Genomic DNA, 16,509 nt, shown 5'->3' with positions numbered 1-16,509 from the left:
GCCCAGTTGATATCACCGGGCTAGCTTAAGACGTTTTTATGACAGCTTAATGAAAAAAGCCGCGGCAATTGCCACGGCTCTGAGGTTTTCTGAGGTATAACGCTAAGTTTTCTTAGAAAGAATAAACCAGCGTAACAGCTGTTTCAGTATCAAGTTTCTCGATACTTTCATCAGCAACCTGAGAGTTATGGTTTGCTCCCAGTGACACCTTCATAGCCAGCGAACTGTTGATGTTTGCTGAGACTGACAACTCGGCTTTGCTCTTCGTATTGTCTTCACCAACTTCAGAAGAAAGTAAGGCGCTGAAACGTGAGTTTTCACTGATTTTCCAGTTTAAGCTACCAGCTACACGCAGAATCATTGAGCCATCGGATTCAACCGGCGGCTCACCTTCAACCTGCACAGGTTTGGTGCGTGAATAACCCGGACCAATTTCATAGTCGGCGTAAATGTCTTGATCATAACGATAACGAGCACCATAACCCGTTGCGACAGTAGCCTGATAGTTAAAACCACTGAATTCATCTTCTTCATAGGAACCGAAGACAAACAATGAGTCACGGCTATCTGGTGCAAACTTGTAGTTGCTCTGAGCCGATATAAACATACGGTCAGCGGTTTCTACGCTCTCACCAGTATCCTGGTTCTCCTGCTCCGAGGTGTAATAATCGAAAACACCTTTATGGCGCCAGTTCTGCACGTCCCGCGATGCGGTAAACTTGCCTTTCAGACTTTCTGTTTCAGTGTTACCTGAGGTGTAAAGCAGGCCGAATTCGGCGCTGGCTTCCCACTCTTCTACGGTTTCAGTATCAATGTCGTCAGCATCGTCAAACATAAACGTTTGCGCACTTGCTACAACGGGTAAAAACAAACTAGCGAATAATAAAGAAAGTCGCACACTAACCTCGTATCTGTATCTTTTATAAAGTTCTTCGTTACTTAACTATGGCGTCTAATTCGCCGTTTTCGTAACGCTGAAACATTGTTTCTAAATTAATTGGCTTTATTTTACTCGCCATACCCGCACAACCAAAGGCTTCATAGCGCGCGCGACAAATGTCTTCCATCGCTTTGGTTGCCGCGGTAAAGAATTTGCGCGGATCAAAGTTTGACGGATTCTCGGCCAAATGACGACGAATAGCACCCGTTGAAGCCAAACGTAAATCGGTATCGATGTTCACTTTACGCACACCATGTTTGATACCTTCCTGAATTTGTTCAACCGGTACACCATAGGTTTCCGGAATTTCGCCGCCAAATTCGTTAATAATTTTCAGCCATTCCTGCGGTACAGATGATGAGCCATGCATAACTAAGTGTGTACCCGGAATGCGACGATGAATCTCTTTAATGCGGTCAATGGCTAAAATATCGCCTGTTGGTGGACGCGTAAACTTGTAAGCACCGTGTGACGTACCACAGGCAATTGCCAGGGCATCAACGTTTGTTGCTTTAACAAATTCCGCCGCTTCTTCAGGGTCAGTCAGTAGCTGTTCGTGTGACAACTTACCTTCAGCACCAACACCGTCTTCTTCACCAGCTTCACCGGTTTCCAGTGAGCCCAGACAACCTAATTCGCCTTCAACAGAAACCCCACAAGCGTGTGCCATTTCTACGGTTTGTCTGGTTACTTTTACATTGTAATCGTACTCTGCAGGCGTTTTGCCATCGTCCAGCAATGAGCCATCCATCATTACCGAGCTAAAGCCCAGTTGGATAGAACGCTGACATACCGCCGGAGAAGTACCGTGATCCTGGTGAACAACCACCGGAATATGGGGCCATTCTTCAACCGCAGCCTGAATTAAGTGGCGCAGGAAAGGTGCACCGGCGTACTTACGAGCACCAGCTGAGGCCTGCACGATAACCGGGCTGTCAGTGGCATCGGCGGCTTGCATAATGGCGCGCATTTGCTCTAAGTTGTTGACGTTAAACGCCGGTACGCCGTAATCGTGTTCTGCGGCATGGTCTAGTAACTGTCGTAATGACACCAGGGCCATAAAAATACTCCTTAATTAAAAAACTTGTGTTCAGGCGTCGTTAGCCCGTTCTTGTAAAATAGCAACGGCTGGTAATGTTTTACCTTCGAGGAATTCAAGGAATGCCCCACCACCTGTCGAGATATAACTAATCTTATCAGCGATAGCGTATTGATCAATTGCTGCTAAAGTGTCGCCACCTCCGGCAATTGAAAACGCATCGCTTTGCGCAATCGCTTCGGCTATGGTTTTTGTACCATGCCCAAATTGCTCAAATTCAAACACACCTACCGGCCCGTTCCAGACAATGGTTCCTGCATTTTTCAGCATAGACGCTAATTGCTCTGCGGTGTCAGGGCCAATATCAAAAATCATATCGTCGTCAGCAACAGCATTAACGGCTTTAGTCTCTGCCTTGGCTTCTGCGCTGAACTCTTTACCTGTTACTACATCGACAGGTAATGGAATGTCGCCGCCTTTAGCTTTTGCCTGCGCCATTAAACGGTTAGCTTCGTCGGTTAAGTCCGCTTCGTAAAGCGACTTACCCACATTATGGCCTGCCGCCGCAACAAAAGTGTTCGCAATACCGCCGCCCACAATTAACTGGTCAACAACACCGGACAAGGACTCTAATACCGTCAGTTTTGTCGATACTTTAGAACCACCGACAATAGCCACTAGCGGGCGCTTCGGATTTTCCAGTGCTTTGCCTAAAGCGTCTAATTCGCCGGCCAGCAAAGGCCCTGCGCAAGCAATTGGTGCGTATTTAGCCACACCATGAGTGGATGCCTGAGCTCGATGCGCGGTGCCAAAAGCGTCCATTACATAGACATCACATAAGCTGGCTAATTTTTTAGCAAGCTCGTCATTATTCTTCTTTTCGCCAACATTAAAGCGGACATTCTCAAAAACTACCAGTTCCCCGGCCTTTAGTTCAATACCGTCGAGGTAGTCTTTACATAAGCGTACCGGGCAATCCAGCATATCTTGTAAGTAATCAACAACAGGCTGCAGCGAAAACTCTTCGTCGTACTCGCCTTCAGTTGGACGACCCAGATGAGACATTACCATGACTTTAGCGCCAGCTTTCAACGCTTGCTGAATGCTGGGCAGTGCGGCTTTCAAACGCGCGTCGGAAGTGACTTTTCCGTCTTTAACCGGAACGTTTAAATCTTCACGAATAAGTACGCGCTTGTTACTTAAATCCAAATCAGTCATAGCAATGACAGACATGCGATATCCTCTCTAAGCTTAATGTTCTGTTTGTTCAGCCATCGTTTTTGCTGTGTCCAGCAAGCGATTCGCAAAACCCCATTCGTTGTCACACCAGCACAGCAGCTTAACCAGCCGCTTGTGACTAACACGGGTTTGCGTGCCATCAACAATGGATGAATGTGGGTCATGGTTAAAATCTATTGAAACTAAAGGCTCTTCGGTGTAATCCAGTATACCCGCCAGCTGCCGCTCGCTCTGCTCACGTAAAACCTGATTAATTTGCTCAATAGTGGCGTCGCTGTTTAGCGTAACGCTTAAATCCATAGCGGTCACATTGGTGGTTGGCACGCGCACGGCAATGGCTTCAAAACGGCCTTCTAAGTGCGGCAGTATTCGTTCAATGCCTCGTGCCAGCCGGGTGTCTACCGGAATAATAGAACGTCCGGCGGCGCGGGTTCGTCTTAAATCCGGATGGTATGCATCAATAACCTGCTGGTCGTGCATAGCTGAGTGAATGGTTGTAATCGCACCGGAGTCTATTCCGAAAGCATCGTCCAGTACTTTAATGACCGGCACAATGCAGTTTGTTGTGCAGGAGCCATTCGACACCACTTTATGGTCAACGGTGAGCTCTTTTTCATTCACGCCATAAATTGCGGTGAAATCAACGTCCGGCTTGCCGGGATGAGAAAACAACACTCGTTTTACGCCTTGCTGCAGATAAAGCTGACCGTCGGCCTGACTGCCAAATACACCGGTACAATCAACAACAAAATCGACCTCATGAGCGCGCCAGTCAATGGCTTCAATCTCGGTCTGATGAGTTAAAGCGATATCATCTCCGGCAACCGTCAGCGCATCGCCCGACTGTGTTACCTTTTCTCCAAAACGACCGTGGCTTGAGTCGTATTTAAGCAAATGCGCTATCGCTTCCGACGCCGCAGGCTCGTTAATAAGCACTACCTGCACGCTGTCGCGATAGCCGTTTTCGTATAACGCGCGCAAAAAGCTCCGGCCAATGCGGCCGAAACCATTAATCGCAATACGAGCCGGTTCGCTCATTTAAGCTCCCAACAAACGTTTAGCGGCAGCCACGGTGTTTTCTGTGGTAATGCCAAAGTGTTTGTATAAGTCGCCGGCCGGAGCAGATTCACCAAAGGTTGTCATGCCAACGACGTCACCGTTAAGCCCCACGTATTTGTACCAGAAGTCGGCAATACCAGCTTCAACGGCAACGCGGCGAGTCACGCTCGATGGCAACACCGACTCTTTGTATTCAGCATCCTGAATATCAAACACATTGGTCGACGGCATAGAAACAACGCGCACCTTGTGCCCCTCTTCAGTCAGTTGCTCAAAGGCGTTAACGGCTAAGTCAACTTCAGAACCTGTCGCAATTAAAATAACGTCCGGCTCGCCGTCACTGTCTTTCAGCACATAACCACCGCGGGCAATATTCGTTAACTGGTCGTCATTGCGCTCTTGCTGTTGCATACCCTGACGGCTGAACACTAAAGCAGACGGAGTTTTATTGCTTTGTACTGCGGCTCCCCAGGCTACGGCTGTTTCAACCTGGTCACACGGACGCCAGCACTGCAGGTTTGGTGTTTGACGTAAGTTAGCCAGTTGCTCGACCGGCTGGTGCGTCGGCCCGTCTTCACCCAAGCCTATAGAGTCGTGAGTGTAAACAAAAATACTGGGCTGCTTCATAAGCGCAGACATACGCACGGCGTTGCGCGCGTATTCCATAAACATCAGGAAGGTAGCCCCATAGGCTTTAAAGCCGCCGTGCAAAGTAACGCCATTCATTATGGCAGACATGCCAAACTCGCGGACTCCGTAGAACACATAGTTACCACTGGCGTCATCGGCAGTAATACCTTTTGCGTCGTTCCATAAGGTTAAGTTTGAGCCAGCTAAGTCGGCGGAGCCGCCTAGCAGTTCCGGTAGTTTAGGACCGAATTCATTCAGTACGTTCAGTGAGGCTTTACGAGTCGCTACCGCTTCAGGGCTGCTCTGTAACTGCTTCGCGTAATTGTGCACCGTATTCTCAAACCCTTCAGGCAGTTCGCCGTTTAAACGACGCTTCAGTTCTTTTGCCAGCTGCGGATACTCCTGCTCATACGCAACCCAGCGCTTATTCCAGGAGGACTCAACTGCTGCGCCTTTATCCACCGCAGACCATTTTTGGTAAACATCGGCCGGTACTTCAAAGGCTTGGTGCGGCCAGTTCAATTGCTTACGCGCAGCAACAATTTCGTCGTCACCCAGCGGGGCTCCATGGCAGCTTTCAGAACCTTGTTTGTTCGGTGCGCCATAGCCAATTACCGTTTTGCAGATAATAAGAGTCGGTTTGTCGTCATTCGCACGGGCTTCATCAATCGCACGGGTTATGGCAGCTGAATCGTGTCCATCAACTTTATTAATTACGTGCCAGCCGTAAGACTCAAAACGTTTTGCGGTATCGTCGGTAAACCAACCTTCTACTTCGCCGTCAATGGAAATGCCGTTGTCATCGTAAAAGGCAATGAGCTTACCTAAGCCTAAAGTGCCGGCCAGAGAGCAAACTTCGTGCGAAATGCCTTCCATCAAACAGCCGTCGCCCAGGAAAGTGTAGGTGTGGTGATCAACAATTTCATGGTTGTCGCGGTTAAATTGCGCAGCCAGTACTTTCTCGGCCAGCGCCATACCCACGGCATTTGCAAGTCCCTGGCCCAGCGGCCCGGTAGTGGTTTCTACACCAGGGGTGTAGCCGTATTCAGGGTGACCCGGGGTTTTTGAGTCTAACTGACGGAATTGTTTAATGTCTTCAATGCTCAGGTCATAACCGGACAGATGCAATAGCGAGTAAATTAGCATTGACCCGTGCCCGTTAGATAACACAAAACGGTCGCGATCAGCCCAGCCTGGGTTGTGAGGGTTATGTTTTAAATAGTCACGCCAGAGAACTTCTGCGATATCCGCCATACCCATGGGCGCTCCGGGGTGGCCTGACTTGGCCTTCTGAACCGCATCCATACTAAGCGCGCGGATGGCATTGGCGAGATATTGACGTTCTGACATGAAAAACCCCCTGGAAGATGAAGAGCAACTTGCGATGCGCGTATTCTCCACATTTCAGGGGGTACAAGCAAATTTATAGGCAATATTTTGTTTAAATATCAGCCTGTAAATCGGCAGCTTTGTCGGTTTGTTCCCACGGCAGGTTGTCCCGGCCAAAATGCCCGTATGCCGCTGTCTGTTTATAGATTGGGCGTTCCAGGTCAAGCATTTTGATTAATCCATATGGACGTAAGTCAAAATGACGACGAACCAGCGCAATTAATTGCTCTTCTGAGTGCTTAGACGTACCAAAGGTATCGATGCTAATTGAGGTTGGCTCAGCCACACCAATGGCGTAAGAAATTTGCAGCTCGCAACGTTCAGCCAGACCCGCAGCGACCAGGTTCTTAGCAACATAACGCGCGGCATAAGCCGCACTGCGGTCAACTTTTGACGGGTCTTTACCCGAGAAGGCTCCACCACCATGACGCGCCATGCCGCCATAGGTATCGACAATAATCTTACGCCCGGTCAGCCCGCAGTCGCCCATAGGCCCGCCGACCACAAAACGGCCGGTTGGGTTAATGTGAAACTGTGTGTCTTTTGAAACCCATTGCTCCGGCAATACAGGCTTGATAATTTCTTCCATCACCGCTTCGCGCAGCGTTTCCTGAGTAATGTCTTCTCGGTGCTGAGTGGAAAGCACGACTGTATCAATGGCGACTGGCTTACCGTTTTCATAAACGAAGGTCAGCTGACTTTTCGCGTCCGGACGCAACCAGTCCAGTGTACCGTTATTGCGTACTTCCGACTGACGCTGCATAACCCGGTGCGCGTAAGTAATAGGAGCAGGCATTAAAACGGAGGTTTCGTTTGAGGCATAACCAAACATTAAGCCCTGATCACCGGCGCCCTGCTCTTCCGGGTTAGCACGGTCAACGCCCTGATTGATATCACCACTTTGCTTACCAATGGCATTTAAGACAGCACACGAAGCACCATCAAAACCCATGTCAGAGTGTCGGTAACCAATATCTTTTACGGTTTGACGCGCCAAGTCTTCGACATCAACCCAGGCCTTTGTCGAAATTTCACCACCAACCAGTACCATGCCGGTTTTCACGTAGGTTTCACAAGCAACACGGGCTTTAGGATCTTTTGCTAAAATTGCATCTAAAACTGCATCGGATATCTGGTCGGCAATTTTGTCCGGATGCCCTTCGGACACTGACTCTGAGGTAAACAGGTGACGTGACATATGCCCACTATTCCTTAATTTTAATGAAATCGTTTAATACTGGTTGCATAATGTAACCGATCACTCTGTTTTTTTCTACTTCTGGACGTCTAAAAGTCCGAATAAGGCTGACGACATGCGAGTACCGCGGATTTATCACCCCGCCTCTATAAGCTTACAAACTGAAACCGAATTGAGTCCGGATGCTTTCCAGCACCTGATCAAAGTATTGCGTTTGAACGTAGGTGATAGCATTGTTTTATTTAACGGTGACGGGCAGAACTATGAGGCGAAAATTACCTCGGTTCAAAAAAAATCAGCACAGTTTATTGCCACCCACAGTCAGGCTAACGCATCTGAGTCATCGGTCAATGTTCATTTAGCACAAGTTGTTTCGCGCGGTGACCGTATGGACTTTGTACTGCAAAAGTCGGTAGAACTGGGGGTAACCGAAATTACCCCACTGTTTAGTGAGCGCTGCTGTGTTAAATTAAGTGGCGACAGGCTGGAGAAGAAACAGCTGCAATGGCAGAAAATTGTCCATTCTGCCTGCGAGCAATGTGGCCGTAGTGTGGTTCCACAAGTAAGGCCAGCACAGCAACTCACTGAGTTTATTGAAAGCAGCTTTGAAGGGTTGCGCCTAACCTTAGACCCAACCGCCACCCAGCCGTTGTCGTCATTCCAGCAGGCCGATAAGGGAATACAATTATTGATTGGTCCAGAGGGCGGGTTCACTGATACTGAAGTCAGTGCCGCAGAGCGGCAAGGGTTTAAACCCATGCGTTTAGGACCAAGAGTACTAAGAACAGAGACCGCCGCGCTTTCAGCGCTAACCGCCGTGCAGTACCAGTTTGGCGATTTAAGCTAAAGGAGTTTACATGAAGAAATTAGCTATGGTGATGGACCCTATCGCCACCGTTAAAACCGAAAAAGACACGAGCTTTCGTTTATTGTTGGAAGCTCAGGCACGTGGTTATCAGTGTTTCTATCTGGAAATGGGCGACTTAGTTATTGATAACGGTCAACCAATGGCCTTTGCACGGGAAGTTCGCGTTCAAGATCAAAAGACGGACTTTTACAGCTTAAGCGACAGTGAATACCGTCCGCTGGAGGATTTTGACGTCATTATGATGCGTAAAGATCCGCCTTTTGACAGCGAGTTTTTATACGCCACGCAGATTCTGGAACTGGCCGAGCAACGCGGTAGTCTGGTGGTGAATAAACCGCAGAGCCTGCGTGACTGCAACGAAAAACTCTTTACTTCGTGGTTCGCGGATTCTATTGCCGACACGCTAGTGAGTTCCAGAGCGGATGTCATTAAAGCTTTCCATAAAAAGCATGGTGAGGTGATTTTAAAACCGCTGGACGGTATGGGAGGCGCTTCAATTTTTAAAGTGGGCGCCGATGGCAGTAACTTAGGCGTTATTATTGAAACTCTGACTGAGAAAGGTCAGCGCTACGCCATGGTGCAAAAGTACTTGCCAGAGATTAAAGACGGCGACAAGCGCATTTTAATTATTGATGGTGAGCCTGTGCCTTATTCTTTAGCGCGTATTCCCAGCGCCGGAGAAACCCGTGGAAACCTTGCCGCCGGAGGCAGCGGGCGCGCTCAGCCTTTATCTGACAGTGACTGGGCTCTGGCTCGTAAAGTCGCACCGGAACTGAAAAAACGTGGGCTCATTATTGTTGGCCTGGACGTTATTGGTGATCGCATTACGGAAATAAATGTGACCAGCCCAACTTGTATGCGCGAAATTGAAAACGCCTACGACATTAATATTGCTGAACAGGTCTTTAAGGCAATAGAAGCAAAACTGAATTGAAATTCAACTATGCGCCCCCATGTTGTAAGTAGAGATTATCGTTAAGGAGTCGGTGAATCGATGAACAGTTTGCAGAACCATTTATTGATAGCAACACCTATGCTGAACGATCCAATGTTTAAACGGACCGTGACCTATATCTGCGAGCACAATGAAGAAGGCGCTATGGGCTTAGTTATTAATCAGCCGGCCGATTTAAGCGTAACCTCGCTGCTGGATAAACTGGAAATTGTTTACCCGGAAAATAACCAGCACTTACAGGGCAGCGTTTATCAGGGCGGGCCTGTAGGCCGTGAGCGTGGCTTTGTGATCCACCCTCCGCAGGACAATTGGCGCGCAAGCCAGAAGATGAGTGACGATATTATGGTGACCACCTCGCGCGATATTCTGGAAGCTCTTGGATCATCGGCTGCGCCACCGCAGTTTCTTCTGACTTTAGGCTACGCAGGTTGGGAGGCCGGACAACTGGAAGAGGAGCTAGGGGAAAATTCCTGGTTGGCTATTCCGGCAGACCCGGAGCTGCTGTTCAATACTCCACCCTCCGAACGTTGGCGAAAAGCCACCGAGCAACTGGGGTTTGACGTGTGGCAACTGGGGCCGGATGTAGGACACGCATGAGCACAGTAATAGGCTTTGATTTTGGCACCAAAAGTATTGGCGTTGCAGTGGGCCAGACCATAACAGCAACCGCATCGCCTTTAGCAGCTATTAAGGCCAAAGAAGGCATTCCCGACTGGCAACTGATTGAAAAGCTGTTTGCCGAATGGCAGCCCGAACAGTTGGTAGTGGGTCTGCCCTTAAATATGGATGGCACCGAACAGCCGCTAACTCAAAGAGCCAAAAAGTTTGGTAACCGTTTACATGGGCGCTTCGGTTTACCCGTAGCATTTCAGGACGAACGCCTGACTTCGACCTCGGCACGAGAAAGCCTGTTTGCTGAAGGAGGCTTTCGTAAACTGAAAAAAGGTGCGGTTGATAGTCAGGCTGCATTAATTATTGTTGAAGATTTTATGAACGGTTATTTGCCAAAAAGCGATAATTCGTTATAGTGTCGTCAGTAATAAGTTAAAGCGATAGGAGCTGGCCTTGTTTGGTAATGAAGAACCCTATTCAGTAACCGGTAACACCATTTTACTGAAAGATGAAAATAAAAAACTGCTTTTAATTACTGGTCCTCGTTACCAAAACATATTGGTTTCGCGCGGCTCTGTAGAATTAACGGACATGTCGGCTGAGCGTCGCCCGGGTTTCCGGATTGTAACTCTGCAGGAAGTCTTTAAAAAAGATAAAACCTACTTTTTTGTTCGTGCCGGTGGCGTCGAGTATCAAGTTGACCTTAAATTTGAAGACAGTCCTATTACAGAAATGAAGTTCTAGAAATTAACGGGAGTAACCAGAATGACACATAAACTCTGTGCTGTTGTCTGGTTACTCTTTGTCATCCCCTCTGTCGCCTACAGCCAAAACTTTTTCCAGCTTAATGAAACCGATAACGAACAACTTGTTTTTTCTTACCAGTGGCGCGATTTCGATGACCGTCAACAGTCATTCAGTTTCCAGGTCGATAAAAAAGAGTTCCTACAGCCACTAAAACGTTACCGCGGGTTTAATCGTGAACGCAGTCAACGCGAACTGGCACATCAACTCAACCGTTACATTAAGCAACAGCAGTGGCAAGGCATTCAGGCTCGTTTAACTCCGCGCCAGCAGTCCGTTGAGTTAGTTACGGCAAACGCCAGAACAGCACAAAAACAGCAACAGTTTAACGACTACAAAAGGCGTTTGCGTGATTACTATAACGAACGTTGGCATGACTATCTGGATGCAAACTTCTACCGTCAGTTGACCCTGCCTCCCGGAGAGCAGGGTATTATTCCCGACCACCCGGCTATAGCCAGTGAAGTTACTCCAACTCTAAGACCGTTAATACAGGCCATTGGTGAACAGCTGGGTACGAATACCCAAAGAAATTACATCAACTATGTCGCCAGTTTTATTCAGCAAATACCGTACAACGACTTAAACAGCAAACTGGATAGCCGGGGCGATGGCTTTGTCCCTCCAAACCAGTTGCTTTATTACAATCAGGGGGACTGCGACAGCAAAGTCACCTTAATGACCTCGGTTATAAAGCAAATTATCGAAACGCCCAAAATGGCCATTATTTATTTGCCTGAGCACGCAGTTTTTGGCATTGCTATTAGCAGGCAACCCGGGGATACGGCAGTTAAACACCAAGGGAGTAATTACGTGCTGGTTGATGTAACTGGCCCCGCAGCAATGCCGATGGGCCAGGTTAGCGAAAAGACTAAATTTCAGGTAGAAACTCAGCAGTACACCGTGGTACCACTCAACTGACTACAGGTGCTCTTCCGCAAATTTAGCAAGTGGACTTCGCACCACACCGTTTAAGTTGATGGTTGCACTACCCGGATAGTCTTTAAACCGCTCAACGATGTAAGTCAGCCCCGAGGTTACCGCGGTTAAATAGTAACTATCAATTTGCGCCAGGTTACCCGACACCACTAATTTGGTGTTCTCGCCACAGCGGGTAATAAGCGTTTTTAGCTGAGACGCGGTTAAATTCTGAGCTTCATCCAGAATAACAATGGCATTTTGTATGCTACGCCCGCGCATAAAGTTCAGCGATTTAAACTGAATGTTGGCCTTTTTCATTATGTAATTCAGGCTCGATTCCATGCTCTCATCCTGCTTATGCAGAGCTTCCAGAGAGTCTGTTATGGCCGACAGCCAGGGTGCCATTTTTTCTTCTTCGGTGCCGGGCAAATAACCAATAGATTCGGCAATTTCAGGCGTATTGCGGGTGACGATAATTTTCTCATAAATGCCCTGCTCCACCACCATTTGCAATGCTGCTGAAAGGGCGAGAAACGTCTTACCACTACCGGCCGGGCCGGTGAGAGTCACCATATCCATACTGGTATCCAGTAAAGCGTGCAATGCCATAGCCTGATAAATATTCTTCGGGTGAACCCCCCAGGCTCCATAAGACATCATCCGTTCTACGCTTAAATCCATCAGCGTTACAGTTTCGCTGTCGTATTCTTCCACCCGTGCCGCAAATTTATTAGTTGAGTCAATAATGTATTCATTAGCAAAAACCTGAGGCAGCAGTTCGCGACTCACCGTGTGGTAAGCATCGCGGCCTTCCTGCTGCGTTTGGACTTCACCCACCTGCGACCAGAAGTCACCTTCAAACTTATAAAACCCTTTGGTCAGCAAGCGAATGTCGTCAATAAGCTGGTCGGTGCGATAATCATCAACGTACTTCATACCTGCGCCTTTGGCTTTCAGGCGCATATTGATGTCTTTGGTAACCAGCACCACGCCAGCCGGCGAGCGCTCCCGTTGAATTTCCAGTGCCGCCTGAATAATGCGGTGGTCGTTCTCTGCCAGCGACAACACTGACTCGGTCTGCTCCAGCTGATAGTCGGGGAAAATGGCCAGGGTTCCGTTCGCCGTATGCTCGCCTTGCACCCTGTTTAACGGAACACCAGCAACAATTTCTTCCGGTGTGGCCTCTTTCAAAACCTCCTCGAGCGAGCGAATGGCGACCCGTGCTTCGCGGCTCACATCTCTATTGCGATCTTTTATATTGTCGAGCTCTTCCAGAACCACCATGGGGATAACCACGTTGTGTTCATCGAAGTTGAGAAAAGCGAGAGGGTCGTGCAGAAGAATGTTGGTATCCAGGATAAAGAACTTGCCAGCGTTTGTTGTCATTAGCGCGTACCTTTGCATGTGATTATTCTTTTCTTACAGCTTAGCCTAAAATTCATGACACAACGGTTACAGAAATAAATTTTTCCTCGGAATTGGCGAGCGAATTAAGTACCATTGCGACCTTGGTAAATGGCGCGCGGGAGTGTGTAGTGAGCGAGTTTAGAGTTGGACAGCGTTACCTTAGTGAAACTGAAACCGAATTAGGGCTAGGCATGATCACCCAGGCCGAAGGGCGTCACTTAACCGTGATGTTCCCCGCAACCGGTGAAGTGCGACTGTATTCAGCTCAGGAAGCCCCTCTGGCCCGTTATCAACTGCAAGTACAGCAACAGGGCAAACACGCCGATGGCTGGAGCTTCACAATTCAGGAGCTGACAGAGTCACAGGGTATTGTGACCTACCATGGTTTACGCGATGACAACCAGGAGCCGGTTGTGGTTCCGGAAACCCAGTTATCACATCAGGTGGACAGTAATCCGGCATTAACCCGTTTACTGGCCGGCCAGGCCGACCGCCTGGATATGTATCAGCTGCGCTGCGAAGCCAGTGAACACCTGGCGCATCATCAGGCCAGTGAGGTTGCCGGTTTATTAGGTGTTCGTACCCATTTGCTGCCGCACCAGTTGTATATTGCCAAAACTGTTGCCGACCGTTACCACCCGCGAGTGCTTTTAGCCGATGAAGTGGGCTTAGGTAAAACCATTGAAGCCGGCATGATCATCAAGCGCCGCCTGAATACCGGCCGCTCGCAGCGGGTCTTAATTGTGGTACCGGAATCTTTAATGCATCAGTGGCTGGTTGAGTTACGCCGCCGCTTTGCGCTGAACTTTACTCTGTTTGATGATGAGCGTTGCGAGCAGGCGGAAGCCGACAGTGAAAATCCGTTTTTAACTGAACAGCACATTATTATCAGTAGCCGCTTTATGCACGAGTCGCGCTGGAGTCAGGCGTTGCTTGAGGCGGAATTCGATCTGCTGATAATTGATGAAGCACACCATTTACAGCCCGAGGCACCGGAATTTAGTGCGGTTAAAAGCCTTTGCGAAGCGGTTCCCGGCTTGTTGCTGTTAACGGCAACCCCGGAGCAAGAAGGTGCCGAAGGTCATTTCCAGCGACTGCAGCTACTGGACCCGGACAGGTTCTCCGACTTTGCCAGTTTCCAGCAAGAGCAAACACAGTATAAAGAATTAGCAGAACAAGCCGAGTCTGTTACTGACCCGGCAGAACTCGATGACCTGCTGGATAAACATGGTACTGGCCGCGTTATGTTCCGTAACCGTAGGGCCGATATTGGCGGTTTTCCTGAACGCCATTTTCATCCGGTAGAACTGGATGAATGCGAACCCGATGAAGACATGCCCTGGTGGATGGAAGATCCGCGCATTGACTGGTTATTGAATCACATTAAACAGAACCGCTCGGAAAAAGCACTGCTGATATGCAAAACGGCAGAGCAAGTACTGGATTTGTCGGAAGCCTTGCGCGTACTGGCGGGGGTACAGGCGGCAACCTTCCATGAAGGTATGACGCTGACCGAACGTGACCGCTCCGCCGCCTTTTTTGCCAGCGAAGAAGACGGCAGCCCTATTCTGCTGTGCTCAGAAATTGGCAGTGAAGGTCGTAACTTTCAGTTTGTTCATCAACTGATTCTGTTCGACTTGCCAACGAACCCTGACCTGCTGGAACAGCGTATTGGCCGCTTAGACCGCATTGGCCAGCAGCAAAATATTGATATTTACCTGCCTTACTGCAAAGGCTCGGCGGAAGCCATATTGCTGCCATGGTACGAGCAGGGTATGAACGCCTTCTCTCAATGTAATGCGATAGGCCGTAAACTGTACGATGCTTTTGGTAAGGACATTGAGCAGGCTGTTGCTGAGCAGAAGCCACTCAGTGACGAATTGCTGGAGCAGACGAAAGAACTGCACAAAACCTGGCTGGAACGGAACCGTGAAGGGCAGGACAAGTTGCAGGCACTAAACGCCTGTCGTCCTGAAACTGCTGAAAAAATCATAGAACAAATTCATAGCGACAGCGATACCGACACTCTGGCAGACTTTATGATTGCCTTCTTTGACCGTTTTGGCGTGACTAACGAAGTGCTGGATGAAGAGCGCTGGTTTATTCGCCCGGGTGAGCATATGCGTGTCGGCAGCCTGCCGGGACTGCCGGATGATGGCATCACCATAACCTTTGACAGGGTGACCGCACTGAACTTTGAAGATACTGACTTTTTAAGTTGGGATCACCCCATGGTGCAGGCTGCGCTTGAACTGCTGACTGCAGATGACTTTGGCAGCACCTGCGTTGCAGAGCTGAAAAACCCGGCTATTCCGGCTGGCAGCTGGTTCCTGGAACTGGACTTTGCCAGCATAGTACCGGCGCCTAAAGCCGCGGCATTGCAGGAGTTCTGCCCATTGCAGAGTTTACGTCTGTTGTTTAATGGTCAGGGTCAGGAGCTGTCCGCTAAAGTGTCACGCGAGCTGCTGGACCAACAATCCAGCTTTATTGATAAAAAGACCGCGCGACAGATATTGCGTCAGTTACGTGACCCGGCGCAAAAGATTATTCAGTCCGGCCAGCAACAGGCTCGTGAGTGGCAGCAAAAGCAGCTGGATGAAGTAAAGCAAAATGCGCTGGCTGCACTGCAACACGAACGCACGCGCTTGCTGGAATTACGACAGAAAAACCCGTCGGTGCGCAGCAGTGAAATAGAGGCGATAAATTGGCGCGAAGAGCAAATTACGGCGGCGCTGGAGAGCCCGCAGTTATCGCTTCAGGCAGTGCGTATCCTGGTGAATAACCATTAATGACGCTGCTCCATTATCAGCCGCCGACAACGCCATTTCTTCAGGTTATCTATGAGGACAGCCAGTTGTTGGTGGTTGATAAGCAAAGCGGGCTGCTCAGTGTTCCGGGCAAGCGACCAGAACATAAAGACTCGGTTTATACCCGCGTACAGCGCGTACACCCAGAAATAAGAGTGGTCCACCGGCTGGATATGGCAACTTCCGGAGTTCTTTTACTGGCAAAAACTAAAGCCGCGCAAAGTCACCTGAACCGGCAGTTTCAGAATCGCACAACCAGTAAAAGGTATATTGCCCGAGTTTGGGGCAAACCACCTTCTCCGCAAGGGGAAATAGAGTTGCCGTTGTCCTGCGACTGGCCGAATCGCCCGCGCCAGCACATGGATTTTTTCACCGGCAAACCCAGCACGACCTTTTATCGTGTAACGGATTTTGATAACGGTTGTAGCCGCCTTGAACTGACACCTCATACCGGACGCTCACATCAGCTCAGAGTTCATATGCAGGCCCTTGGCTGCCCGATACTTGGAGATAAATTCTATGCACACAGCGATGCTTTCGCTGCTGCTGAGCGTTTATTACTGCATGCGGAATACCTTGGCGTAACCCATCCGCAAACCGAACAACCTATAGAGTTTTTCAGCCCCGTTCAGTTTTAGCAA

The 16,509-nt window shown here is 49.1% G+C and carries 15 protein-coding genes; 8 read left to right on the top strand and 7 right to left on the bottom strand.

The window, feature by feature from the left end:
- Window positions 1-112: 112 nt before the first annotated feature.
- The 6 genes from RJ32_RS10565 to metK form a co-directional block, all read right to left on the bottom strand.
- Complete coding sequence (locus RJ32_RS10565) at window positions 113-898, bottom strand: YdiY family protein (protein WP_051018782.1); 786 nt, start codon at window positions 896-898, stop codon at window positions 113-115.
- A gap of 37 nt (window positions 899-935) precedes the next feature.
- A complete protein-coding gene (fba, locus tag RJ32_RS10560) occupies window positions 936-2,000 on the bottom strand; it encodes a class II fructose-bisphosphate aldolase (protein ID WP_034822116.1) in 1,065 nt (354 codons plus the stop codon).
- Between the two features lie 30 nt (window positions 2,001-2,030).
- Complete coding sequence (locus RJ32_RS10555; protein WP_034822114.1) at window positions 2,031-3,212, bottom strand: phosphoglycerate kinase; 1,182 nt, start codon at window positions 3,210-3,212, stop codon at window positions 2,031-2,033.
- 18 nt (window positions 3,213-3,230) lie between these two features.
- Complete coding sequence (gene epd, locus RJ32_RS10550) at window positions 3,231-4,256, bottom strand: erythrose-4-phosphate dehydrogenase (protein ID WP_034822110.1); 1,026 nt, start codon at window positions 4,254-4,256, stop codon at window positions 3,231-3,233.
- Entirely contained in the window at window positions 4,257-6,257 is a 2,001-nt protein-coding gene (gene tkt, locus RJ32_RS10545) for a transketolase (RefSeq protein WP_034822108.1), read from the bottom strand.
- A 91-nt stretch (window positions 6,258-6,348) separates the two neighbouring features.
- A complete protein-coding gene (gene metK, locus RJ32_RS10540; protein WP_011235442.1) occupies window positions 6,349-7,494 on the bottom strand; it encodes a methionine adenosyltransferase in 1,146 nt (381 codons plus the stop codon).
- Window positions 7,495-7,609: 115 nt separating this feature from the next.
- Here metK and RJ32_RS10535 point away from each other — a divergent pair, with 115 nt between their 5' ends.
- The 6 genes from RJ32_RS10535 to RJ32_RS10510 are packed head-to-tail and all read left to right on the top strand — an operon-like array spanning window position 7,610 to window position 11,654.
- A complete protein-coding gene (locus RJ32_RS10535; RefSeq protein ID WP_034822105.1) occupies window positions 7,610-8,341 on the top strand; it encodes a 16S rRNA (uracil(1498)-N(3))-methyltransferase in 732 nt (243 codons plus the stop codon).
- Between the two features lie 10 nt (window positions 8,342-8,351).
- Entirely contained in the window at window positions 8,352-9,296 is a 945-nt protein-coding gene (gene gshB, locus RJ32_RS10530) for a glutathione synthase (protein WP_034822102.1), read from the top strand.
- 60 nt (window positions 9,297-9,356) lie between these two features.
- Window positions 9,357-9,914 (top strand): YqgE/AlgH family protein, encoded by a 558-nt coding sequence (locus tag RJ32_RS10525; RefSeq protein WP_034822099.1) that lies wholly within the window; start codon window positions 9,357-9,359, stop codon window positions 9,912-9,914.
- Window positions 9,911-10,345, top strand: coding sequence for a Holliday junction resolvase RuvX (gene ruvX / locus RJ32_RS10520; RefSeq protein WP_034822096.1), 435 nt, complete (start codon window positions 9,911-9,913; stop codon window positions 10,343-10,345). The genes RJ32_RS10525 and ruvX overlap by 4 nt, the downstream gene beginning before the upstream one ends.
- A gap of 37 nt (window positions 10,346-10,382) precedes the next feature.
- Window positions 10,383-10,673: a hypothetical protein gene (locus RJ32_RS10515; protein WP_034822093.1), complete on the top strand. Its 291-nt coding sequence runs from the start codon at window positions 10,383-10,385 to the stop codon at window positions 10,671-10,673.
- 21 nt (window positions 10,674-10,694) lie between these two features.
- Window positions 10,695-11,654 (top strand): hypothetical protein, encoded by a 960-nt coding sequence (locus RJ32_RS10510; protein WP_034822090.1) that lies wholly within the window; start codon window positions 10,695-10,697, stop codon window positions 11,652-11,654.
- Here RJ32_RS10510 and RJ32_RS10505 read toward each other — a convergent pair whose 3' ends face one another.
- Window positions 11,655-13,040 (bottom strand): PhoH family protein, encoded by a 1,386-nt coding sequence (locus RJ32_RS10505; protein ID WP_034822086.1) that lies wholly within the window; start codon window positions 13,038-13,040, stop codon window positions 11,655-11,657.
- A gap of 149 nt (window positions 13,041-13,189) precedes the next feature.
- Between RJ32_RS10505 and rapA the strand changes: the two genes are divergently transcribed.
- Together rapA and RJ32_RS10495 are read left to right on the top strand one after the other, a co-directional pair.
- Complete coding sequence (rapA, locus tag RJ32_RS10500) at window positions 13,190-15,850, top strand: RNA polymerase-associated protein RapA (protein ID WP_034822082.1); 2,661 nt, start codon at window positions 13,190-13,192, stop codon at window positions 15,848-15,850.
- Window positions 15,850-16,506 (top strand): pseudouridine synthase, encoded by a 657-nt coding sequence (locus tag RJ32_RS10495; protein ID WP_034822079.1) that lies wholly within the window; start codon window positions 15,850-15,852, stop codon window positions 16,504-16,506. Before rapA ends, RJ32_RS10495 begins: the two co-directional genes overlap by 1 nt.
- Window positions 16,507-16,509 lie beyond the last annotated feature (3 nt).

Origin of the sequence: Idiomarina sp. 28-8, assembly GCF_000320945.2 — a bacterium.
Taxonomy (GTDB): Bacteria; Pseudomonadota; Gammaproteobacteria; order Enterobacterales; family Alteromonadaceae; genus Idiomarina; species Idiomarina loihiensis.
This window is presented reverse-complemented; position numbering and strand designations above follow the sequence as displayed.

Coding starts and splice junctions, on each gene's coding strand:
- fba (WP_034822116.1), bottom strand. CDS start 2,000: ATGGCCCTGGTGTCATTACGACAGTTACTAGACCATGCCGCAGAACAC.
- RJ32_RS10555 (WP_034822114.1), bottom strand. CDS start 3,212: ATGTCTGTCATTGCTATGACTGATTTGGATTTAAGTAACAAGCGCGTA.
- epd (WP_034822110.1), bottom strand. CDS start 4,256: ATGAGCGAACCGGCTCGTATTGCGATTAATGGTTTCGGCCGCATTGGC.
- tkt (WP_034822108.1), bottom strand. CDS start 6,257: ATGTCAGAACGTCAATATCTCGCCAATGCCATCCGCGCGCTTAGTATG.
- metK (WP_011235442.1), bottom strand. CDS start 7,494: ATGTCACGTCACCTGTTTACCTCAGAGTCAGTGTCCGAAGGGCATCCG.
- RJ32_RS10535 (WP_034822105.1), top strand. CDS start 7,610: ATGCGAGTACCGCGGATTTATCACCCCGCCTCTATAAGCTTACAAACT.
- gshB (WP_034822102.1), top strand. CDS start 8,352: ATGAAGAAATTAGCTATGGTGATGGACCCTATCGCCACCGTTAAAACC.
- RJ32_RS10525 (WP_034822099.1), top strand. CDS start 9,357: ATGAACAGTTTGCAGAACCATTTATTGATAGCAACACCTATGCTGAAC.
- ruvX (WP_034822096.1), top strand. CDS start 9,911: ATGAGCACAGTAATAGGCTTTGATTTTGGCACCAAAAGTATTGGCGTT.
- RJ32_RS10510 (WP_034822090.1), top strand. CDS start 10,695: ATGACACATAAACTCTGTGCTGTTGTCTGGTTACTCTTTGTCATCCCC.
- RJ32_RS10505 (WP_034822086.1), bottom strand. CDS start 13,040: ATGACAACAAACGCTGGCAAGTTCTTTATCCTGGATACCAACATTCTT.
- RJ32_RS10495 (WP_034822079.1), top strand. CDS start 15,850: ATGACGCTGCTCCATTATCAGCCGCCGACAACGCCATTTCTTCAGGTT.